Origin of the sequence: Paenibacillus sp. Soil522, assembly GCF_001428245.1 — a bacterium.
Classification (GTDB): domain Bacteria; phylum Bacillota; class Bacilli; order Paenibacillales; family Paenibacillaceae; genus Pristimantibacillus.
Window position 1 is genome coordinate 1 of the sequence record NZ_LMRV01000024.1, and the last position, 22,572, is coordinate 22,572.

At 46.4% G+C, this 22,572-nt stretch carries 19 protein-coding genes; 13 read left to right on the forward strand and 6 right to left on the reverse strand.

The features are described 5' to 3' along the window. Positions 1 to 48: 48 nt before the first annotated feature. Positions 49 to 1,382, reverse strand: a protein-coding gene (locus tag ASG81_RS29590; protein ID WP_155971189.1) for an IS3 family transposase whose coding sequence is annotated in 2 segments (ribosomal slippage) — positions 49 to 1,001 and positions 1,001 to 1,382 — 1,335 coding nt in all. Because the reading frame shifts where the segments join, the coding sequence is not laid out codon by codon here. Positions 1,383 to 2,207: 825 nt separating this feature from the next. Here ASG81_RS29590 and ASG81_RS03890 point away from each other — a divergent pair. After that, positions 2,208 to 2,867, forward strand: a complete 660-nt coding sequence (locus tag ASG81_RS03890; protein WP_056629420.1) for a flagellar brake protein — start codon at positions 2,208 to 2,210, stop codon at positions 2,865 to 2,867. A 109-nt stretch (positions 2,868 to 2,976) separates the two neighbouring features. On the opposite strand, the gene ASG81_RS03895 is transcribed toward ASG81_RS03890, so the two are convergent. Continuing rightward, positions 2,977 to 4,170, reverse strand: a complete 1,194-nt coding sequence (locus tag ASG81_RS03895) for an MFS transporter (RefSeq protein ID WP_056629422.1) — start codon at positions 4,168 to 4,170, stop codon at positions 2,977 to 2,979. 200 nt (positions 4,171 to 4,370) lie between these two features. Continuing rightward, positions 4,371 to 5,378 (reverse strand): LacI family DNA-binding transcriptional regulator, encoded by a 1,008-nt coding sequence (locus ASG81_RS03900; RefSeq protein WP_081417119.1) that lies wholly within the window; start codon positions 5,376 to 5,378, stop codon positions 4,371 to 4,373. A 184-nt stretch (positions 5,379 to 5,562) separates the two neighbouring features. Between ASG81_RS03900 and ASG81_RS03905 the strand changes: the two genes are divergently transcribed. The 3 genes from ASG81_RS03905 to ASG81_RS03915 all read left to right on the forward strand — a co-directional run bounded on the left by ASG81_RS03905 (position 5,563) and on the right by ASG81_RS03915 (position 9,205). After that, entirely contained in the window at positions 5,563 to 7,860 is a 2,298-nt protein-coding gene (locus ASG81_RS03905) for a glycoside hydrolase family 65 protein (protein WP_056629424.1), read from the forward strand. Positions 7,861 to 7,876: 16 nt separating this feature from the next. Then, positions 7,877 to 8,539, forward strand: a complete 663-nt coding sequence (gene pgmB, locus ASG81_RS03910) for a beta-phosphoglucomutase (protein ID WP_056629426.1) — start codon at positions 7,877 to 7,879, stop codon at positions 8,537 to 8,539. 252 nt (positions 8,540 to 8,791) lie between these two features. After that, the gene (locus ASG81_RS03915) at positions 8,792 to 9,205 is read left to right on the forward strand and encodes a VOC family protein (RefSeq protein WP_056629428.1); all 414 of its coding nucleotides are present in this window, start codon (positions 8,792 to 8,794) and stop codon (positions 9,203 to 9,205) included. 312 nt (positions 9,206 to 9,517) lie between these two features. On the opposite strand, the gene ASG81_RS03920 is transcribed toward ASG81_RS03915, so the two are convergent. After that, a complete protein-coding gene (locus ASG81_RS03920; RefSeq protein ID WP_081417120.1) occupies positions 9,518 to 11,209 on the reverse strand; it encodes a GMC oxidoreductase in 1,692 nt (563 codons plus the stop codon). 284 nt (positions 11,210 to 11,493) lie between these two features. Here ASG81_RS03920 and ASG81_RS03930 point away from each other — a divergent pair, with 284 nt between their 5' ends. The 5 genes from ASG81_RS03930 to ndk all read left to right on the forward strand — a co-directional run bounded on the left by ASG81_RS03930 (position 11,494) and on the right by ndk (position 17,533). Continuing rightward, positions 11,494 to 12,525 carry a Gfo/Idh/MocA family protein gene (locus ASG81_RS03930; protein ID WP_056629434.1) on the forward strand — a complete coding sequence of 344 codons (1,032 nt, stop codon included), beginning with the start codon at positions 11,494 to 11,496 and terminating at the stop codon, positions 12,523 to 12,525. A gap of 118 nt (positions 12,526 to 12,643) precedes the next feature. Continuing rightward, positions 12,644 to 13,396: a hypothetical protein gene (locus ASG81_RS03935; RefSeq protein ID WP_056629436.1), complete on the forward strand. Its 753-nt coding sequence runs from the start codon at positions 12,644 to 12,646 to the stop codon at positions 13,394 to 13,396. A gap of 23 nt (positions 13,397 to 13,419) precedes the next feature. After that, positions 13,420 to 13,635, forward strand: a complete 216-nt coding sequence (locus ASG81_RS31585) for a hypothetical protein (protein WP_162254991.1) — start codon at positions 13,420 to 13,422, stop codon at positions 13,633 to 13,635. Between the two features lie 717 nt (positions 13,636 to 14,352). Continuing rightward, a complete protein-coding gene (gene ppdK / locus ASG81_RS03945; RefSeq protein ID WP_056629722.1) occupies positions 14,353 to 17,055 on the forward strand; it encodes a pyruvate, phosphate dikinase in 2,703 nt (900 codons plus the stop codon). Positions 17,056 to 17,113: 58 nt separating this feature from the next. Next, the gene (gene ndk / locus ASG81_RS03950) at positions 17,114 to 17,533 is read left to right on the forward strand and encodes a nucleoside-diphosphate kinase (RefSeq protein ID WP_056629441.1); all 420 of its coding nucleotides are present in this window, start codon (positions 17,114 to 17,116) and stop codon (positions 17,531 to 17,533) included. A 72-nt stretch (positions 17,534 to 17,605) separates the two neighbouring features. Here the strand turns inward: ndk and ASG81_RS33810 are convergent, their stop codons facing one another. Together ASG81_RS33810 and ASG81_RS03955 are read right to left on the reverse strand one after the other, a co-directional pair. Next, positions 17,606 to 17,722, reverse strand: a complete 117-nt coding sequence (locus ASG81_RS33810; protein ID WP_442952801.1) for an AraC family transcriptional regulator — start codon at positions 17,720 to 17,722, stop codon at positions 17,606 to 17,608. Between the two features lie 109 nt (positions 17,723 to 17,831). Beyond that, complete coding sequence (locus ASG81_RS03955) at positions 17,832 to 18,821, reverse strand: substrate-binding domain-containing protein (protein ID WP_056629443.1); 990 nt, start codon at positions 18,819 to 18,821, stop codon at positions 17,832 to 17,834. 171 nt (positions 18,822 to 18,992) lie between these two features. Here ASG81_RS03955 and ASG81_RS03960 point away from each other — a divergent pair, with 171 nt between their 5' ends. The 4 genes from ASG81_RS03960 to larB are packed head-to-tail and all read left to right on the forward strand — an operon-like array spanning position 18,993 to position 22,572. Next, positions 18,993 to 19,754 carry an SDR family oxidoreductase gene (locus tag ASG81_RS03960; protein ID WP_056629444.1) on the forward strand — a complete coding sequence of 254 codons (762 nt, stop codon included), beginning with the start codon at positions 18,993 to 18,995 and terminating at the stop codon, positions 19,752 to 19,754. Next, positions 19,751 to 21,028 (forward strand): lactate racemase domain-containing protein, encoded by a 1,278-nt coding sequence (locus ASG81_RS03965; RefSeq protein ID WP_056629446.1) that lies wholly within the window; start codon positions 19,751 to 19,753, stop codon positions 21,026 to 21,028. Before ASG81_RS03960 ends, ASG81_RS03965 begins: the two co-directional genes overlap by 4 nt. A 57-nt stretch (positions 21,029 to 21,085) precedes the next feature. Further along, a complete protein-coding gene (gene larE / locus ASG81_RS03970; RefSeq protein WP_056629448.1) occupies positions 21,086 to 21,901 on the forward strand; it encodes an ATP-dependent sacrificial sulfur transferase LarE in 816 nt (271 codons plus the stop codon). After that, positions 21,898 to 22,572: a nickel pincer cofactor biosynthesis protein LarB gene (gene larB / locus ASG81_RS03975; RefSeq protein WP_056629449.1), complete on the forward strand. Its 675-nt coding sequence runs from the start codon at positions 21,898 to 21,900 to the stop codon at positions 22,570 to 22,572. The genes larE and larB overlap by 4 nt, the downstream gene beginning before the upstream one ends.

The following is a 22,572-nucleotide window of genomic DNA, read 5'->3' on the forward strand; positions in this document are numbered from 1 at the left end:
TGAACTGTGACCCTATTTGTGGACGGTTTATAACAAACAGCCCTAGGCTTAACTAGCAAGGAGATGACCTCTGAATTCGTCGGGGGTCATCTTTTTTAACGTCCACTGATACCGCTCCGAGTTGTAGTAGGCTATGTAGTCAGCTACACGTGCCCTTACCTCCTTGAGGGTCTGACAATCCTTAAAATCAACCTCATCTTTCATATGTCCAAAGAACGATTCCATCGAAGCATTGTCCCAGCAGTTACCTTTACGCGACATGGATTGCTTAAAACCGGCCTTCTTAATTTTCAGCCGTGTTTTGGGGTGCGTGTAGTGCATGCCCTGATCGGAGTGAAAGATGGCTTCGGGATGTATATTTCCGTCAAGCCGTTCCAACAAGCGTTGAATCGTTTGTTCGACGAGCGGTAGCTCCAGTGTAGAAGCGACGTATTCGGCAAGAATTTGTCTGGTTGAACCGTCCTTCACACACGAAAAATAGGCCCATTGATCGCCTCCATACCGCAGATAAGTGATGTCGGTAAGGAATACTTTCTCCGGCTCGCCTTGGTCAAACTGACGCTTCAGAAGGTTCGGGCAGGTCTGATGCTCATGAGTTGCCTTAGCCATCTTACGGTACGGATTTGCTTGGCGTATCACCGCAACGAGATTGAACTTGCGCATAAGGCGGCGGATCTTCTTGTGATTCATAGTAACGCCGCTGATTTGTTCAAGACGCATCTTGATCACCAGTGCACCAGCTTTACCCCGCAGAGCGTCGAAGTGCTGCTTGATGAGAATGAAGTCGCATTCGTCAGCCGTTGCACGAAGTTGCCGATACTGCTCAGCTTCCAGCCACCTGTAGTAGCCACTTGAGCTCACTGCCGCGATAGCACAGAGATAGCGCGTCATACGTTTTAGCCCATGCGATCGTATTGTGTGATTGATAATCTCGTAGCGCTCGGAGGGCGTTAACGTTTCCTTTTCTGCCGTTCGAGCGCCTCGAGCTTTTTTAGAAAGTCTACCTCGGCTTCCAGCAGCTTGATCTTGGCTCTCGCTCTTTTCAATTCTTCTTCTGCAGACAAATCACCCGTCGGCTTTCGTCCGGTGCTGCCTTTACCTCGCCGCTCTTCCTTGATTCCCGTCTCTCCGTACTTGGCGTACGTATCACGCCAGCGTTTTAAACTATCCTTGGGCTTTTTGTGACCAATGAGATCCAGGTCAAAACCAGCCTTAATGAATATCTCTGCAGGTGTTTCTCCTTCTTCATAGGCCTTTACTGCAGCTAGCTTAAATTCAGGCGTATAGGTAATATTCGTCTCCGAAACATGCTGCACATTCGGATTCGTTTCTAATCTCCTCATGTTCTCTTCTGTGAATAACGTACGATTTAAATTTCCCATATTCTTATCCCGCTCCCTCACCAATACTCTGATTAAAACACAAAAAACCCATAAGAGGGGCACTTTTTTCAAAGTGTCCTTCTTATGGGTCACAGTTCAGTTGCGAATCGTGGGATCGGATATNTTTTCTGGGAATAGACAATGGTTTAGATGATTTGTATGGTCTCCTCTATATCAGTGGCATATTCTTATCCCGCTCCCTCACCAATACTCTGATTAAAACACAAAAAACCCATAAGAGGGGCACTTTTTTCAAAGTGTCCTTCTTATGGGTCACAGTTCATTCTCAAGCAGTTAGCGGTTTTTTAATGATTATAAATTTACTCTTTAGCCATGTTTATAATCCGATCTTAAATCTTAGAGATGGGCCCATAGCTTTGCATACCTTTCTTTCAAAAGGGTTGCCTTTATCGAATGTTTTTTCCATCCCGCAGACCCATTTATAAATAAACAAAAGAGTCTTTTGACGCAAGTATAATGCAAAAGTCGACAAGAAGTGAAATGTGAGTAAATCTTCTATGGCGCATGTAATCGGTGTATAGTGTATAATAATGAGGTAAATTGTCGATTGGAAAAATTTTACTCATGTCTATTTTTGTCGAAAACTAAATAATGGTATTCCGAAAGTTTCATTATGGAAAACTCCAGAAGAGATGAATTTTTGATGCTTGCTAACCACAGGCGATTTTATAAAAACTTTTTGCAGGATGTTGAGTTGCTTCTCAGATTTAATAGAATGGGCGAACCGTTTAGCTTCCCGATACTCAGATGATAGAAACGATTCATTGATTGGTAAGTTCTAATTTACATGGAAGTGGGGAAGTTATGAAAAACTACAAAATTGTGCCGTTGTTGAATGAAGATTCTTTAGTAGGTTGTTTCGTGACTCTAGAAGGTACTAAGAATTTACACTCGGGTAAGGTTAGCTTTGCCGAAGGAGAAGTGTTTGAAATCGAATTCCCCCAATCTAAATATTTTGCTCCGGGAGATGTTGTAAAAGTAACCATCTATACGCCTGAAGGCATGTTTTTTTTTGATACGTCAGTTATCGCACAAGGGTTTAAAGAGCTTTTTCTTTTATTCCCGTCTGATATTTATAGTCAGTTCCTAAAGAGGAGGAAATTTCCCCGTCTTAAGGTTACTATTTCGGGGACGATTCATTTGATAAATGATGATGGGAACAGCGATCAAAAGAGTCAACAGGAGTTGCCGGTAGAGATCCATGATATTAGCCAAGGAGGGATTGGCTTTAGCTCAAACTTACCGATCCCAACAAACTCTTTACTTTCGATAATCATTCAGTTAGATACGCCTATATCATGTATTTTAGAGGTTGTTCATAAAAGGGAACATAAAGATAGCAAGTTTTTTGGGTGCGACTTTAAGGATTTAAGTCCAAATCAAATGATTGCACTGCGTTCATGGATACTGCGGAAACAAATCGAAATGCGCTTCAATACCAAACAGTCCCAATTATTAGAGTAGCTTCCTACACCATCTAGCGCAAGCTTAGGTGAAGATCGAAAAGCCGCTAAACACAAGGATCTCCAAGTGTTTAGCGGCTTTTTCAGTAGAAGCTCCTCACCGTTTACTGCTAAGCAGCCTCTTTAACTATAACCTTGGACTGTTGATTTGGCCTATCCTTAAGCGCCAGAGAGATGAAGAATAAACAGACCAGGAAAACGATCGGCAGCATAAAGCCTTGAGAAGGTCCGAATGATTCGGATACGGCGCCTACAAGCCACCCGGAGAAAGCGCCTCCGATTCCGGCCGCTACATAAACAAGACCGAGCGCCGAGCCTCCGGTTTCGGATTGCTTGGTGCAAAGACCCGTAGCGGTAGGGAACAGGACGGAGAAAAAGAATCCGGCAGCCGCAAACATGTAGATCAAATCATTCGTAAAAAGCTTGCTTAAGGTTAATACGATAACGGCTAGACCGGAGAAGACGATAAGCGTTTTCTTTTCACCGATGAAACCGCTTATAAACCCGCCAACCAATCGACCGATGGTGAACAAGATTGAGAATATGGAAATGATGGTAGCAACCAAAGCCTTTTTCTCTTCGGCTGAGGCGCCATTTAAATTTAGAGACTGCAAATAACTAGGGAAGAAGTTCATAAAGGCCACTTCTGCAGATACATAGAAAACCAAGAACATCATAACAAGGACGAATTGATTGTTTTTAAGCATGGCCACAAAGGCGCTGATATTAATTTTGGCGGCCTTTCCTTCGTTTAAATTGATCTTCGAGGTATACGCTATGAATGCGATAAGAAGGACGGTAATTCCGATGTAGAACATGCGCCAAGAAAGACCTGCTGAGAACATCGCGTTGAGGACGATCGGCGTTACAAACATGCCGATGCCGTAAACCCCCATGGAGAGATTAAACATCATCCCTTGCTTATGGGGATACAAGGCGGGCACAACCGCATTGGAAGCTACGGTCATTGCGCCAAGACCGAATCCGACAATCAAATAAAATCCCAGGAAAAACATAACGGTAGGGGCTAAACCGGTACCAAGCATACCAATCCCCATGATGACGGAGCCGACGATAGTCATTAGCTTCAAACCGCGTTTATCGGTATAGTAGCCGGTAATCAAGCTCGCGATCACAAATCCCCACTGAAAAATAAAAACGACAAGTCCAAATTGGCTCATATCCAGGCCGATATCGCGTTTGACTTCCTCCAAAATAATTCCCTTGGTGCTGGAAATACCACCCAAAAGAAACATAGTGAAAGAAATTAGAATTAAGGCGGGAAGCTTCCGTAAAGCCGACATCAATAGCATCTCCTTTTCAGATGATTTTTTTGAAAACGTTTGCTTTGTTTAATTTTTGAAAAGCTTTTCAAAAAATGCTAATTGGATTATATAAGATAAAAGAAGAATCAGTCAATAAAAAAAACTTTAATCTAAGTCCTAACGATGCCGGACCGTTTTTTGCAGCATAAAAAAACCGAAATATGTGGGCAGATTTCGGTTTAGTTCCGGTTCCATACTGTATCCCTTACGATGATTTGATGCTCGAGCAGCAAGCTTTTGTCCGGTTTTTGCCCGGTCTCAATCCACTGGTACAGCAAATCCGTCGATTCCTTCCCCATCTGGTAGATCGGCTGCGAAACGGTTGTCAAAGCGGGAGTCACCATGCGGGACAAATTTAAATTGTCAAAGCCGATGACTGAAATTTGTCTCGGAACATCTATGCCTCTGCGCTGCAAGAAGGCCATGGCTCCCAGAGCCATCGTATCGCTTGCTGCGAAAACGGCGGTGATTTCAGGCATCAACCCGTATAATTTACGCATCGCCTCATAGCCGCTGTCAAAATGCAAGTCACCAAACACAACCTGGTTCTTGTCAAACGGGAGCTGATGATCAAGCATTGCATTTCGAAAGCCTTCCCATCTCGGTTTTCCGGCAATGGGGTCATTGATGTCGGCGCTGATCATGCCGATAGATTTGTGGCCGTTTTTGATCAGAAAACAAGCGGCATCATAACTGGCTTGGAAATCATTCACCTTAACGAACGGCAGGTTAAACTCCTCGCTTTGGGTAGCCACCAGCACGACCGGAATTTTCAAGTTATCAAAGCTTTCAAAATAGGTTTTGGTGATGGGACCGCTCGCGAAGATCATCCCGTCGATCTTTTTCTTTTTGAAATAGGCCATATATTCCAAAAAACGGATTTCATTCTCATCCGTGTTGCAAATAATCACATTGTTCTTCTTCGCTCTGGCCATATCCTCGATCCCGCGGAATAACTCCGCGTAAAAAGGATTGGTTATATCCGGGATCATAGCCACAATGGTCATCGACCGTTTATCGCGGAGACCGGAGGCGAAAGGATTCGGCTCGTAGCTAAGCTCTTGTATGGCCTGCAAAACACGCTCTCTTTTCTCTTTGCGGACGGATAACGGATTATTTACTACACGCGATACTGTCGAAATGGACACCTTCGCCATATCCGCTACATCATGAATCGTTGGGGTCACCCCTGCGTCCCTCTTTTCCGGTTTGTTCTTCGTTCATTCTTATTAATTATAATCGACTTGCCATGAAAAATAAAAATAAAAACAAAAACACTTTACAAGAAATACGGTTTTAGCAATAATGATATTTGAAAAGCTTTTCAAAAAATGTGTGGCCAATAAAAACGATGATCGGGAGGTAATAACGATGGCGTGGACATTAACGAATAACGAGCTGTCGCCGAAAGCCCTGGTGAATTTGGAAAGTTTATTTGCATTAGGAAACGGCTATCTTGGCGTACGGGGCAATTTTGAAGAAGGGTATCAAAGCGATATGCTTTCGATCCGCGGAACTTATCAAAATGCGTTTCACGATATCATTTCGATCCCTTATGGGGAAAAACTGTTCGCGTTTCCTGAAACGCAGCAAAAGCTGGTTAATATCATGGATGCTCAAACGATTCTGATCTACTTTGGAGAAGAAGAAGAGCCGTTTTCTTTATTCGAAGGCGAAGTACTTTCTTACCAACGTCATCTCCATCTCGATCGCGGTTATTCCGAAAGAATCATCCATTGGAGGTCGCCGCTTGGAAAGGAAGTCAAACTTCATTTCCGCCGTCTGGCCTCTTTTACATGCAGAGAATTATTTGCGATTGATCTTCAAATCGAACCGGTAAATTTTGCCGGCCGCATCAAAGTTGTTTCTACCGTGAACGGAGACGTATCCAATTTTGCCGATCCCAATGATCCCCGCGTTGCATCGGGACATGCCAAGCGGCTTCATGTAGAAGAGGTTGGCTGCAAGAGCGGCTATTCCTTTGCGGTTAACGGCACTTATACATCCGGCTTGCAGACGGCCTGCGTAAGCCGGCATGCGGTCAGCGGAAGCCCGGCCGTCAACACGCAGACGATCGGTGATAGGGTTGAAACGGTATTTGAATTTCATCTGTCCGAAACGGTGCAAATGACAAAGTGGAATGTATACACAGATAGCTTGCGGCATAAGGAAGCGCTCGTAGAAAAAGCGATTGGCATACATGAAACATTCAGCGGCCTCTCCTTCGAAGGCCTGCTTGCAGAGCAGAAGGACTATTTGGACGATTTCTGGGCAGCCGCCGACGTAAAGATCGACGGTGACGACAGCCTACAGGAGGGCATTCGCTTTAACCTGTATCATTTGCTGCAGTCGGCCGGCAGGGATGAATACAGCAATATTTCCGCTAAAGGGCTTTCCGGAGAAGGTTATGAAGGCCATTATTTCTGGGATACGGAAATTTATATGTTCCCGGTCTTTCTAATGACCAAACCGGATATGGCAAGGCAGCTGCTTATTTACCGCTATTCCACGCTGGACCAGGCCAGAGCGCGTGCCAAAGAAATGGGGCATAAGAAGGGAGCGTTATTTCCTTGGCGTACGATTTCCGGAACGGAATGCTCTTCGTTTTTCCCGTCGGGGACAGCCCAGTATCATATTAGCGCCGATATTGCCTATAGCTACGTGCAATATTATTTATCTACTAAAGATTATGATTTCATGCAAAATTACGGTGCCGAGCTGTTATTTGAAACCGCGCGTCTATGGATGGATACGGGACATTATCACGACGGTAAATTTAAAATTGCCAACGTCACCGGTCCCGATGAATATACGTGTGTCGTAAACAACAATTTCTATACCAATGTTATGGCCAAGCACAATTTAAAATGGGCCGCTAAAGCCTATCGTTTACTCGCAGAAACCGACCGGAATGTCTTGAATGAGCTCAGCGCGCGTTTGCAGGTGACGGACGAAGAAGCTTCCGTATGGGAGAAGGCGGCACAATTGATGTTCCTGCCATACGACGAGAAGCTCAACATTAATCCGCAGGACGACACATTCCTGGAAAAAGCAGTCTGGGATTTCGAAAATACGCCGGCAGATCATCATCCCTTGCTTCTGCATTATCACCCATTAACGCTCTATCGTTATCAAGTATGCAAACAAGCGGATGCGGTGTTGGCCCACTTCCTGTTGGAGGATGAGCAGGATCTGGAAACCATTCGCAATTCATTCGACTACTACGAAAATATTACGACGCATGATTCGTCACTTTCTTCCTGCATCTTCAGCATTATGGCCTCGAAGGTCAGATATGAACAAAAAGCTTACGATTATTTTATCGAAACCGCACGGCTTGATCTCGATAATACGCATGGGAATACAAAAGACGGGCTTCATATGGCCAACATGGGCGGCACATGGATGTCCATTGTTTATGGCTTTGCCGGTCTTCGCTTGAAAGAAACCGGATTGTCGCTGGCGCCAGCCATACCGTCCAAATGGAAGGGCTATGCATTCCGTCTTAAGTATCAGGGGGTACAGCTTTCCATCGAGATTAACCAGGAGTACCTAAGCCTGACGTTGGTAGAGGGCGATGAATTAACGATGAAACTGTACGGTGAAGAGATTACGCTGCAGCATAATCGGATACTGAAATCGGCTTTGATCAACAAAGCCGTTGTATAAGGAGGATTCAAAACGGATGAATAAGCCGGTTCAAGCGATTATATTTGATTTAGACGGTGTTATTACGGATACGGCCGAATATCATTTCGAGGCGTGGAAGGTGTTGGCCGAAGAGCTGAACATTCCCTTTTCACGGGCATTTAACGAGGAATTAAAAGGAGTGTCCCGGACGGACTCCCTGGAAAAAATTTTGGCACACGGGGGAAGAGAACAGGATTTTACCGAAGAAGAGAAGGAAGCTCTAGCGGATAAGAAAAACGAGTATTACCTAACCTTGATTCAGCGGATTAATCCTGCGGATGTTTTACCCGGGATACTGGCCTTCATTGCCGAGATTAAAGAGCGCGGTCTGAAAACGGGGATCGCATCCGCAAGCAAAAATGCATTTACAGTCGTAGAATCGCTTGGCCTGATGGGGCAGTTTGATATTATTGTAGATTCTAAGACGATCAAGCAGGGCAAGCCACATCCTGAAATTTTTATGACGGCCGCCAGCCTGTTGAAGGTGGAAGCCGACGCTTGCATTGGGGTTGAGGATGCGGTAGCCGGAGTTACTGCGATCAAAGGCGCAGGAATGTTTGCGGTAGCCATCGGCCCGAAGGAATCGTTACGTCATGCGGACCTTGTATACGGCAGTACAGCCGAGCTCTCCTTGGAACAAATACTTGGCTGCTGCTAGCGGGTGTAGAACATAGGCACACTTAAAAATCCTAAAAATCCTGATCTCTATGATCAGGATTTTTCTTTTTTTTGCGCGCCTAGCCAAGCTAAGTACAATTTGCTAGAGAAGCCATGCCATTTCAAACGATTATTTCCGTAGAAGCAGCTTTCATAAATTGAGCAAGCCAGAAGAAACCTTGGCTCATTTTTTATGTTACTATCGATGATAAGGGCGTTAAAAAATGGATGCTCATGAAAAGGAGAGATAGCGGTGGCAAAAGAATTTTGGATAAATCTGCCGGTAAAAGATCTCAATAAGTCGAAAGAGTTTTTCACCAAACTCGGATTTTCATTTCATCCGCGGCATGAAAACAGCGATGAAGCGGCAGGGTTACTTATCGGAGATAAAAATGTTATCGTGATGCTGTTTCCGGAGTCCACGTTTAAAAAATTTACGAGAAATGAAATTACAGATACGAAGCAAGCCACTGAAGTGTTACTTTCCATTGATGCGGAAAGCAGGGAAGAAGTAGATGAAATGGTAAGGAAGGCGGTAAAGGCAGGAGGCACAGTCTTTAGCGAGCCTGGAGGCCAGGGCTGGATGTACGGCGCCGGCTTCGCTGATTTGGATGGCCATCGGTGGAATGTGCTGTATATGGATATGAGTCAAATGCCGAAGGAGTAAGAGAGCGGCAGTAGAGCAATCTGGTTCACTTCAGATAACAGGAAAAACTCCATGTAATTTGCTTGCGAGCAGGCTTGTGCTTGATTTATAAGGAATTTCTCCATCTAATTTAGTGATTTAGCCTGTAGAAGGGTGAATTTCTCCGGATTATAGGGAGAAATTCCAGTTAAATGGTACTGCAGAGAGAATTGGAGGAAATTAACGGGAGTTTTTCCTGTTAACTATTCCGCTTATACATGCACTTGTAACGTATAGAGAAGCCATGCAAACAAACCGAACAGTGCCTGCCGGCGATCTGTTCGGTTTGTTTCATTATTCGTTATTTTGCTGCCAGGCGATATAATCGGCCGTTCGAATCGCCAGCGCAACGATGGTTAGAACAGGGTTGGTTCCGCTAACCGTCGGGAATATGCTGTTGTCTGCTACATATAAGCCGGAGATGCCGTGCACCTGACCGAATCGGTTCGTTACGGATGTTGAAGGATCATTCCCCATACGGCAGGTGCCGGCCTCATGAATGCTTCCCCCGGGCCGGACCGCACAGATTTTAGATTTGCCCGGCTCGCTTTGCAGAGCAACTCCCGCAGCTGCGGCAAAGCGTTTCAAAGTCGCCGCCATCCGGCTAATGACCGCTAAGTCACGTTCGCTGTAAGAGAAATCGATTTTGATGAACGGAACGCCGTACCGGTCTTCTCTGGCCGGATCAAGCACGACTTTGTTTTCATAGCGGGGCTCTACCTCGCCGAATCCCAATATAGACATCGTAAGATCTTCCTGCACCGGGATATTTTCATACTGTTGATAAGAAATTGTCCCGGCGTTTCCTCCGCTCATCTGAATTTGGAATGGCTCGCGCTCCGAAGCAGGAGTGAGCAGGCCGACAATTCCGGGTATTTCCGTAAATTCCTTGCGGCTTACCTTACCGGCGGCAACGATAAACGAATGATCCGTCAAATAATGTCCAATCGCTCTGCCCGGTATGCCGGAATAGAGAAGAAGCCTCGGGTTTTCCAGCGTGCTCGCAGCTAAAACGACCTTTTTCGCTTTGATGTGATAGGCTCTCAGAGCCGGATCCATGACGGTGACTCCGGTAACGATGTTTTTATCCGCATGAATGCGGACACAACGGGCGTTTATGGCGACGTCGAAGCTGCGAAGATTTAACGCATAAGCAAAAAAAGTCATGGAGCTGAAAAAAGGATTGGAGAAAACTTTGCCGTATTTCGATGATTTCGTATAAACGGCATACGGATACGGGATTACATTTGGAAATCCGTTTTCCTGCAGACGTTTGAACAGCAGCTGCTGAGCGGTTGAATCGTCATAGAAATCCGAACTCACTTCCATCATTTGTTCAGCGAGGTTGTAATAAGGATTCATTTCTTCATATGACACCGGCCAAAAGGCGAACGCGGAAGGCGGGAAGCGCGGGCTAACCAGCCCCCAAAATATAGTTTTTCCGCCAAGCGCAAGAACTTGTTTGACCATCGGGAATGCGACCGGATTTTCGATTGCGGGATACGGTAATTTATGGCCTGCTATATACCGCTCTTTACGTATACTTCCGAGCGTTGGTATACCATTTACATGGCTCGGCAGAACGAGCCCTCCAGCCTCTACCACGCCAATCTTTAGCCCGCTGTCTTTCCACTTTTCGCATAATCTCCAGAGAACGGCTCCGCCGCCTGCGCCGGAGCCGACGATAAGCACATCGTATTCCGTTTGGGCCATTTGATCGAGCGGTGTCAGCGGGATCCATTCATGGAGGGGCTGCAGCCCGCTTGGAGGACAATATGGAATTTCTTGATAAGCATCCATATCTGTATCAGAAAGAGAAGGAGTAGGAGTAGCAGAATGAGAAGGAAGATAGACACTCTGCCCCCCAATGCTGCTATCCGTGATTGCAATGTGCGGATTTAGGGTAATGAGTTCCGTCGGCTCGATGTTATATTTTTTTGCAAGGGTAAGAAGGGTTTCTCCGGATTGGGCAACATAGATCCTCAAGGTTTTCACGCCCTTTTGGTTAATAATAAAAAGGTATGAATGAGGAAGGGCTATTATGTATTTCTAAAGGGGTTTCTCCTTCGGGTAAAAGCCCAGCGCTTTTTAGATAGCATCATATTTGGAAATGCAGGGTGGATCATTTATGCTGTTTTTACGGTCTTTTTATGGACGAAAATTAAAGGAATGACATTTTTGAATAAAAAGGGGGCAGGATCCGGCATTTCAAGGCCGGCTTCGATTTTCTATACTGAAGGCATTGAGGAATTGAAGAAGGGACGCTGATTATGACGAAAAAATTAAAGCTTGGCATCGTTGGTGCCGGAGGCATCTTTAAACACGCTCATGCGCCAGCATGGCTGGCTCATCCTGAAATAGAAATCGTCGCCATCAGTGATCCGGTTAAATCGGCAGCGGAAGCATTCGCTCAAGAGCATAATGTGCCGTATGTTTTTTCAGATTACCGAGAGCTGTTGGCATTGGATGAAATTGATATTATCGATATTTGTACCCCTAACGTGCTGCACTCTGAGGTTTCCATTGCGGCGCTGAAGGCGGATAAGCATGTTTTTTGCGAGAAGCCGGATGCGGTGAATCCGGAGGAAGCGCAGAAGATGGAGGATGCCGCTGCAGAGAGTGGTAAAGTGTTGATGGTCATGCGCAACAACCGGTTTAATCCGGCTTCTCAGTTTATGAAGAAATATGTGGATGCGGGACATATGGGAGAAATCTATACCGGGAGATGCGGATGGATCCGCCGCCGCGGCATTCCGGGCAGGGGCGGATGGTTCACCACCAAGGAATTGTCCGGGGGAGGACCGCTTATCGACCTCGGCGTTCATCTTATCGACGTAGTCATATGGCTGATGGGCAATCCGAAGCCGGTAGCGGTCGTCGGAGCAGCCTACAACAAATTCGCAAATGCGGATGAGAAAAGCGGCGGCACCTTCGACGTCGAAGATTTGGCGAGCGGTTTTATCCGGTTTGATAACGGCGCCTCCTTGCAGATCGAGTTCAGCTGGGCTTCCAACATCGAAGAGGAGACCAAGTTCTATGAGCTGCGGGGTACAAAATCGGGCGCAAGCTTCAAAGATGGGGATTTAAAGATTTTCTCGGAAATAGAAGGTACGCTGGTCGATATTATTCCGCGTTTTCCGGAGGAGCAGATATCGGATCATACAAGCAACATCAATCATTTTGTGGACGTCGTGCAGCGGCGCGCCGAGCCGATCATCCGGCCTGAACACGGCGTGCATATGATTCAAATATTGTCGGCGATTTATGAATCTGCGCGGCTCGGCAAGGAAGTAAGGCTGTAACTTTGATCTTAATTAATAGGCAATGTAACCTTTGGGTTCAACCTCGCATTCATGCAGGGTTGAGCCCTTTTTGCATTCATGGGAATGCCGTTATGACATTATATGGAGGAGGCTGTTTATGCAAAGAAAAGATATTTTGCTGCAAAGGCTCGATGAAATAGGAAAAGTGCTTGAAAAAAAAGAAGGAACGCTTGCGTTATTAGGACTTGGCTCTGTGGGAATGGAGACGGATCGAATCGACAAGTATTCTGATCTTGATTTCTTTGTTATCGTTTCGGCGGGTTACAAACAGCGATTTATAGATCAATTAGACTGGCTGGAGGAAACTCACCCTTTAGCTTATTCCTTTAAAAATTGTGATATTGGATATAAGATCATGTTTGAGGATAGCATTTACGGAGAATTTGCAATATTTGAAGAATTGGAGTTAGAGAGCGCTTCCTATTCCGGAGTAAGAATCGTTTGGAAGCATCCTTCTTACGATAGTGAAAGCATCTTAACATCAAAAAGCGATTTTCCAGGAACGAAATCGGCATCCTTAGACCATGTCGTAAATGAGGCACTAACCAACCTATATGTGGGAATGGGCAGATACGCAAGGGGAGAGAAGTTATCTGCCTCAAGGTTTGTTGAAAGCTATGCGATTAACGGATTACTATCTGTGCTGTATTTATTAGAGCCGGAGGTAGACTTTTATCCCGATAAGTTTGGAAATGAAAGAAGGGTAGAAAAAAGGTTCCCTCAATTTTCGAGTCGGATAGGTAATATGCTTCAAGGCTACGATAAAGTGCCGGATTCCGCCATTCATATTTTGAATTATTTAGAGGAGATTTATCCGGTAAATGCGAAATTGAGCTCTGAGATTCGATGATTAGCTAACATGAGCTGCAGATTTTGAATTTAGTGACAATTATAGATTATTGGTTACCAAACCGAATAAATGGCGGAGCAGGGATGATTCCTGCTCCGCCATATTTCGTTATTGAACAACGTTTCAAACCTGCCTGCTTTGCTTTGATAAGTCCGGTGATGCTCAAACATGTGAATTTCCCCTTATCTTACTTTCATATCATAGGCGATCAAGAGGATATTTATGACGCCATGACTTAGTCCGGTTACATCATGCAGGAGCGGCGTTAAATAAGTGAAAGCGACAAACGTTTCCGCCATAACCGAACGCTGTGATCAAGAAGCCTAGAAGCAAACGGCCATTTGTGCGCATGGGGCGAGCATCATGTTGAATTGATTTCTGAATAAATTTTCTGGGCTAGGGGGAAGGGGGAAATGGACGAAGCGGCGGTTTAGTACGGCAGCCTCAGCCTTTTTTTATATAATCATCATAATAATAAGCCTTTTGGACCAATGAGTCTAAAGTGCTTTTTTTATTGCTCACTTTCTTTATATTGTGACGAATATTTGAATTATGATGTAATTAATGTGTTTTAATGAACTTTTTTTATTGCTATATAGTGTGTTCTAAATTAGAATTATGATGTAACATATAAAGGGGGTGTCGATCATTTCACAGCCTTTTGCATAACAGCTTGCTAGGTACGTCTACGTAAGGGGTATTCGTATAGATTAGTTGATATTATGGATGCATTTGCAAAATGACAAAACGGTCTTCGGGAGGCGGAGTACGGATGGAAAGCCAAAGCGTTGTGAATAGCGTTAGCAACAAAAAGACGGATAATTTGGACCTTGGTTATGTGATTTGTAAAAGATGCAGCTCAATAATCGCTACTCTTCCAACAAACCGCGTAAAACGTTTCTATAGTGAATGCTCTGAAGGCTGCGAAAATGAAAACGAGGGAGTGAAGGAGTTTGATTAGTACGAAGCGGGTTTTTGACTTCACTGAGGGTGACGGAGAAATGAGATCGCTCCTTGGAGGCAAGGGAGCGAATTTGGCAGAGATGACACGGGCCGGCCTGCCTGTTCCGCCGGGTTATACGATAACGACTGAAGCATGTCTGCACTATTTTAAACGCGGAGATCTTATGGATGATTCATTGAAATGTGAAATATTTGAAGCAATGGAGAGATTAGAGACACAAAAAGGCCAACGGTTTGGCGGTCCTCAGAATCCTCTTCTTGTATCGGTTCGATCCGGATCAGTAACATCTATGCCCGGCATGATGGATACCATTCTAAATTTAGGATTAAATGATGAGACGGTTCAAGGTCTGGCCGATACAACGGGCAACGCCCGCTTTGCTTTTGATTGTTATAGAAGATTGATCCAAATGTTTGGCAATGTTGTGTTTGGCATCGAGCATCATTATTTCGAAAATAAGCTCTCTATGCTTCTGCAAAAGGAAGAGGTTAATCAGGAGCAGCAGCTTTCCGAAGAGGCGTTACGGCAGCTCATTGAAATATATAAAGAATGTGTAATTGAGCAGGCCGGACGGCCTTTCCCTCAGGATTCACGGCAGCAGCTGCTGCTGGCGGTTGAAGCGGTATTCAAGTCTTGGCATAATCCTAGAGCGAAATACTACAGAAAAATAAACCATATTTCAGATAAGCAAGGGACAGCTGTCAATATTCAAAGCATGGTATTTGGTAATACAGGCAAAACGAGCGGAACGGGCGTTCTTTTTACCAGAAATCCATCTACAGGTGCAAATGAGTTATTTGGCGAGTTTCTCTACAACGCTCAAGGAGAAGATGTGGTTGCCGGTATTAGGACTCCTCTTCCGATCGCTCAGTTAGAAGAAGGCATGCCAGAAGTATACGAACAGCTGATTACTGCGGCGAAGCAATTAGAACAACATTTTAAGGATATGCAGGATATCGAGTTTACGGTTGAGCAGGGAAAATTGTACATACTTCAGACAAGAAACGGTAAACGAAATGCTCAAGCGGCTGTGCGATTGGCAGTCGAACTCGTACACGAGCAGGTCATTACCAAGAACGAAGCCATCATGCGCATCGAAGCATCCCATCTTGATCAATTGCTGCATAGAGGCCTGGACGAATCCAAGGTTCAAAATGTATTAGCCGTTGGTTTGGCAGCGTCTCCCGGCGCTTCGACGGGCCAGCTTGTATTCGATACCGAGCAAGCCGTTGAATGGAGCAAAGCCGGTAAAAAAGTCATTCTGGCTAGGCCGGAGACGACTCCTGAGGATATTCAAGGCATGTTAGTTTCTGAGGGCGTGTTTACCAGCAGAGGAGGATTAACCAGCCATGCTGCAGTCGTAGCTCGCGGAATGGGGAGATCTTGTGTATGCGGATGCGAGGCTGTTCGAATTGATCCGGTAAACAAGGTGATGTATGCAGGTTCATCTGTCCTGAGCGAAGGTGATTGGATTACTTTGGACGGTGGAACAGGACGTATAATCGAAGGGAAGGTTCCTTTGCGTGAAGCAGAAATGTCAAGGGAGCTGGAGGAAATTCTTCGTTGGAGTGATGAAGTTCGAGATTTGAGGGTATTGGCAAATGCGGATACTCCCCGTGATGCGGCAGTGGCACGGCGCCTTGGTGCAGAAGGTATCGGACTTTGCCGGACCGAGCATATGTTTTTTTCTCCAGCCAGACTGCCTGTTGTGCAGCGGATGATATTGGCGGAGTCAATCGATGAGCGAAAAGCGGCTTTGGAAAAAATACTACCGATGCAGCAATCCGATTTTTATGAATTGTTCAAGTCGATGTCCGGGCTTCCTGTGACGATCCGGTTACTGGATCCGCCGCTTCATGAATTTTTACCCAATCTCGATGAGCTGCACGAGCAAAAGCTGTATGTTGAGCGTCAGGAGCAGCTTGCTGTATTAGCAGAAGAGAAGAAGGCTCTGCGGGCGGAACGGCAGCAGATAAGCGAAATGATCCAAAAGGTCGATGCATTGCAAGAAAAAAATCCGATGTTAGGCCAGCGTGGATGCAGAGTCGGGATTGTATATCCGGAAATTTATGATATGCAAATCGAAGCCATCTTCAAGGCAGTGTCCCGCTGCTTAGACGAGGGAGTTGATGTTATCCCGGAATTAATGATCCCGCTGGTTGGGGACGTTACTGAATTAAAGGTCATGCGGGAACTCGTTGACAGGGTAGCTTTACAAGTGCTCGGCAAGGAAAAAATACGTTACTGCCCTTACAAAGTTGGTACGATGATCGAGGTGCCGCGCGCTGCACTGACGGCTAAAAGAATTGCTGCACATGCTGACTTTTTTTCTTTCGGCACCAATGATTTGACCCAAATGACTTTCGGGTATAGCCGCGATGATGCAGAGCATAAATTCCTTGCTCATTATCTTGATCATAAAATTTTGCAGCATAATCCGTTTCAGGTGCTGGATACAGAAGGCGTCGGGCAGCTGATTGAATTGGCCGTTGCTTCAGGGCGCAGCGTGAAACCCCGCATTAAAACCGGAATTTGCGGGGAGCATGGCGGTGATCTTAAGTCCATCTTCTATTGCCACGAAATTGGGTTGGATTATGTGAGCTGTTCACCTTATCGAATTCCTTTGGCCCGAATTGCCGCTGCGCAAGCAGCTATACATTATCAGAAAGAGAAGGATATTACAGCCGCTGTCTAATGAACGGTATGGATAGCCAATGCCTGTATGTTCAACTAAATTAATGGAGGGTATTACGATGGAACAAACGTTTATTATGATTAAGCCTGATGGAGTAAACAGGGGTCTTATCGGTGATATTGTTTTGAGGTTTGAACGGAAGGGCTTCACTCTGCGGGATGCCAAGCTGATGGTGGTTTCGAGGGAGAAGGCAGAAACGCACTATTCTGATCTGAAAGAAAAACCATTTTTTGGAGAGCTGGTCGATTTTATTTCCGCGGGCCCTGTATTTGCAATGGTGTGGGAAGGCAAGAACGCCGTCAAACAATCGCGGTCTATAATTGGAGCAACAAATCCTGCAGATGCAGCTTTAGGTACGATTCGCGGCGACTTTGCAACGGACGTAGCAAGCAATATTATTCACGGTTCCGATTCAATTGAAAGTGCTGAAAGGGAAATTAATTTATTTTTCGGCAGACAATCGTCACTGGCCTCTTAATAAAGAATAGAAACATCGTCTCGTATAACAAAAAGAAGGGAAGGCGCCTGCATGCAGGTGCCTTCCCTTCTTTTATTTGGAGCTGTGTGTCTCCTGGTATTCGCCCGGAGGTATTTGGTAGTACTGCTTGAACACATGGGAGAAATGCTTAACACCAACATATCCGACCTTCTCCGCTACATCGTACACTAGTTACAATCCGTCAGTTCGACGAAATGAACCTTAACCGTAACCGGATAGCATGATATCGTTCAACTAATCGGGCAGAAGAATAATAGGGATTCGTCCACCCATATAATTAATCTTTCCGTCGGGAGGTGGAAGCGCGCACAACCAGTTCTGGCTCCAAGTAAACGGTCTTAAGCGAATCCGGGGCTTCTATAAGCTCGAGAATCGTTGTTGCGATTACGGTTGTTATGTTGGCTACGGCAACGCCTACCACCGTCATCGGAATTTCAAGGTCTGCCATCTGTGGCAAATTATCGTAACTAACGATAGAGATATCATGTGGCACGGTGAGCCCGCGCTCGCCGACGGCTCTAAGAATGCCGCGGGTCAGATCGATGCCGCCGCTGATGACAGCAGTCGGACGTATCGGCTTGTCGAGCATCGCCCGCGCGGCCATATATCCGTCGTGAAATTCCAGGCCGTTCATCTGGAGAATGGAGTCGTTATCGAATGGAAGCTCCAGAAGTCTGAGCTCCTCTCGGAATGCTTCGATTTTCACGGTTTGCAGCGGATCAGGCGACTGAGGATTCCCTATATAGGCGATCTCTTTATGTCCCAATTCCGCCAAATGACCAACGGCTAGCCGAACGGCTTGGCCCCGGTTTACATCAACCGCCGAATACGGCGAATAACCGGCAGCCCCATAGGTAAGAATCGGTATTTGCAGCGGATTTAAGTACATGGAGCTGGAATCACTATCCCTATCCCCGAAGACAAGAATCGCGTCCACCTGATACCTGCGGAAGATTTCAATCGCTGAATCGATATTGCTCATCGATAGTAATGTGACGTAGCCTTGCTTTTCGAGTTGTTCATTTATTTTCGTAATGAGGGTGGAGAGCGCAGCGCGCTCGATGGATGGCCATACGACGCCTATTGCACCGCTTCTTTTGGAGACGAGACTCCGGGCTGCGATGTTGGGCTGGTAACCCATCTCCTTTGCGATTGAAAGGATATGCTGTTTTGTTTTGTTTTGAACGAGCGGACTGTCTCTTAACGCCTTGGAGACTGTGGAGAAGCTGACGCCTGCTCGCTCTGCGATATCTTTGATCGTTACCATGGAAGCCCTCCGGAAGGAACGTTTACGAGTACTATTTTATGTCGTTCACTTTATCATAATATACAGGTTTAGCCAAAGAAAGCGGTATGTTTTTCGTCTGGACAGTACTAGTATAATCGGATATCATAAAAATAACAACGTTGTTAATTTGTGTTTAAGGGGGATTGACTCATGTTTGATTTACAAAATACGGTATCAGTCGTTATCGGCGGCAATGGTGTGTTAGGCAGTGCTATGTCGTCTGCGCTTGCAGAAGCAGGATCAAAAGTAGCTGTCATCGGCAGAGACATGGAGAAAGCAAGGCTCGTTTGCGAGCAAATAGAACAAAATGGCGGAACGGCGATCTCATTCCAGGCGGATGCGACTAAGAAGGAAGAGCTTGAGTCTGTTTTGAATGACGTGCTGTTATGGGGCGGACGCGTAGATACCCTCGTTAATGCCTCAGGAACGAACAGTCCGACGCCGTTTTTTGACTTAGAAATGGATGAATGGGACCGAATCATGGATGTTAACCTGAAAAGCGTGGTGCTGGCAAGCCAAGTTTTTGGCAAAAGGATGATTGAACAAGGGGATGGCGGTTCCATTATAAATATTTCTTCCGTATCATCTGAACCACCGCTTTCACGGGTGTTTACTTATTCCGCGTCGAAGGCGGGAGTGAATAGCGTTACGCAATTTTTAGCTCGTGAATTTGCTCCGGACAAGGTAAGGGTTAACGCGATCATTCCAGGTTTCTTCCCTGCTGAGCAAAATAAAAAAATATTATCTCCAGACAGAGTGGAATCGATTATGCGGCATACGCCAATGAACCGCTTTGGAGATCCGGAGGAGCTTAAGGGAACGGTTGTTTACTTGGCTTCGCCAAAAGCATCTTCGTTTGTCACGGGCACTTTATTACGAGTAGATGGCGGATTTGGAGCGATGACCATATGAGTGAAATTCTTAGAAAGCTAGTTGAGAATACGCCGATTCCAAGGTTAGTGAAGATTCGTCAATCGTTTGACGACACGATACTTGTGGATCCGATCGGAGAATTGATTGAGCAGCTGCGAACGGCTGATTCCATGAAGGGGATTACTGCAGGCCAGAAGGTTGCGGTGGCCGTCGGAAGCCGTGGGATTTCCCGAATTGATGAGCTGACCAGGACAGTCATCGACGAGTTGAAGAGGATCGGTGCAGAACCTTTCATTGTGCCATGTATGGGAAGTCATGGAGGAGCGACAGCGGAAGGGCAGTCGGAGGTGCTTGCCCATCTAGGTATAGACGAGGAACGGATGGGTTGCCCGGTTCGATCATCGATGGAGGTTGTCCTGCTGGATCGCCTGCCGAATGGCTTGCCGGTTTACTGTGACAAAATCGCAGCTACGGAGGCTGACGCAATCGTCGTGATTAACCGTATTAAGCCGCATACCGCTTTTCGAGGGGCAATTGAAAGCGGTATGTTTAAAATGATTTCTATCGGGCTAGGAAAGCAGAAGGGAGCGGAGGCTTGCCACCAGCTCGGCTTTAAATATATGGCGGAGAACGTACCGGCAATGGCCCTTGTTATGATCGAGAAGCTTCCGATCCGGTTTGGGGTAGCGATTGTGGAAAATGCGTACGACCAAATCTGCCGGATTGAGGTACTTGGAACAGATACGATGGAGGAAAGAGAGAAGGAGCTGCTGGTAGAGGCGAAGAGCCGGCTCCCGCAAATTCTTTTTTCCGATCTGGACGTTCTCGTTATCGATTACATCGGTAAGAACATCAGCGGAGATGGAGCCGACCCGAATATTACGGGCAGATACCCGACACCTTATGCGCATGGGGGACCTGAGGTGAACAAGATGGTTGTCCTCGACCTGACGCCGGAGTCCCAGGGCAATGCCAATGGGGTAGGCACAGCCGATTTTACGACGAGCCGCTTAGTCAGCAAGACAGATTGGCCCGCCACTTATGCGAATGGGCTAACCTCAACAGTCTGTGCGCCTACGAAACAGGCGACAACGCTTGAGAATGACCGTGATGCCATAAAAGCCGCCATCAAAACCTGTAACATTCTGGATTATTCACAGTGTAAGCTGGTTCGTATTCGCGATACGCTTCATCTCGGAACCATTGAAATTTCCGAAGCACTGCTTGAGGAAGCAAAAAGCAATCCACGCATTGAAATTTTGGAAGGTCCTTACGAGTGGAAGTTCGACGAGGAAGGTTATTTACCAAAATGAGTGCAGAATGCAGCTTACATCTGCTGGGTGACTTTAGCTAAAGGAGGGGTCAAAACTATGCATGATAAATATAGCAAGCTGCAAGCGATTCTAACTGAAATGGAATCCGTAGTCGTTGCGTTCTCAGGAGGCGTTGACAGCACTTTTCTACTGGATGCCGCAGTAAAGACGCTTGGAAGCGAGCGTGTCTTGGCCGTTACTGCTGATTCGGAAACGTACCCCACGGAAGAGCTTGCGGAAGCGATTAAGCTGGCGGAGAGTCTGGGAGCGGATCATAAGGTGATAGAGACGTCTGAGCTGAATATTCCAGGCTACAAAGAGAATAACGCAAACCGTTGTTATTTTTGCAAAAAGAGCTTATTCGAGCATTTAGAACCGTTTGTAAAGGACGGGGCTTACCGTCATATCGTCTATGGGCTTATTGCAGACGACATGAATGAGCATAGGCCAGGGGTTCAAGCGGCGAAAGAACGAGGCGTGCGAGGACCTTTGCAGGAAGCGGGCCTTTATAAAGAAGAAATCCGGGATCTATCCCGTGAGCATGGACTCGCAACTTGGGATAAGCCATCATTCGCTTGTCTTTCCTCCCGGATCGCATACGGAGAGACCATCACGATCGAAAAGCTTGGTCGTGTCGGAGAAGCCGAACGTTATATTCGTTCAATTGGCTTTGGTCAAGTAAGGGTAAGAAGTCATGGTGATATCGCCCGCATCGAAGTGGAGCCAGGAGCAATGGAGCTGCTCATTAGTCATGCCTCGAACATTTCAGACAGACTGAAAGAGCTTGGTTTTATCTATGTGGCAATGGACCTTTCCGGTTATCGCAGCGGCAGTATGAATAAAGTGCTTGAACGTGGAGGCTCGGCGATATGAATGAGTTTGAGGATCTTGGATTCTGCAAGCTTGATGTGGGACGCAGCGAACGGACGGGACATCCGGAGGTCGTTTTTGGGCAGGGAAAAACAGTGGATCAGGTTGAAACGATCTTCTCCCGGCTCGTGGAGATTCACGGCAGGGCTCTTGTTACCCGGGCGACATTCGAGATGGCGGAGCGGGTGACCGCAAGGTACCCGGAAGCGAGTTATGATGAAAAATCTCGACTAATCGCCCTAGGTCAATCACCGCGGATGCTCCCGGGAAAGGTAGCGGTGCTGACCGGAGGAACTTCAGATATCCCGGTGGCAGAGGAAGCGGCAGGGACAGCTGAATGGATGGGCTGCAAGGTTGATCGGATATTTGACGTCGGCGTCGCTGGAATCGACCGGCTGCTTAGCCAAAAGGAACGGATAAGGGAAGCTTCGGTTGTGATCGGGGTCGCCGGTATGGAGGGCGCCTTGGTTAGCGTAGTCGGAGGACTCGTCCGCAGACCGGTTATAGCCGTACCTACGTCAATCGGATACGGTGCAAATTTACAAGGCATTACAACGCTGCTTGCTATGATGACCTCATGCGCAGCCGGCGTTACGGTAGTCAACATCGATAACGGCTTCGGTGCGGGCTTTCAAGCAGCTATGATTTTACAATTGGTAGCGGAGGGCACTTAG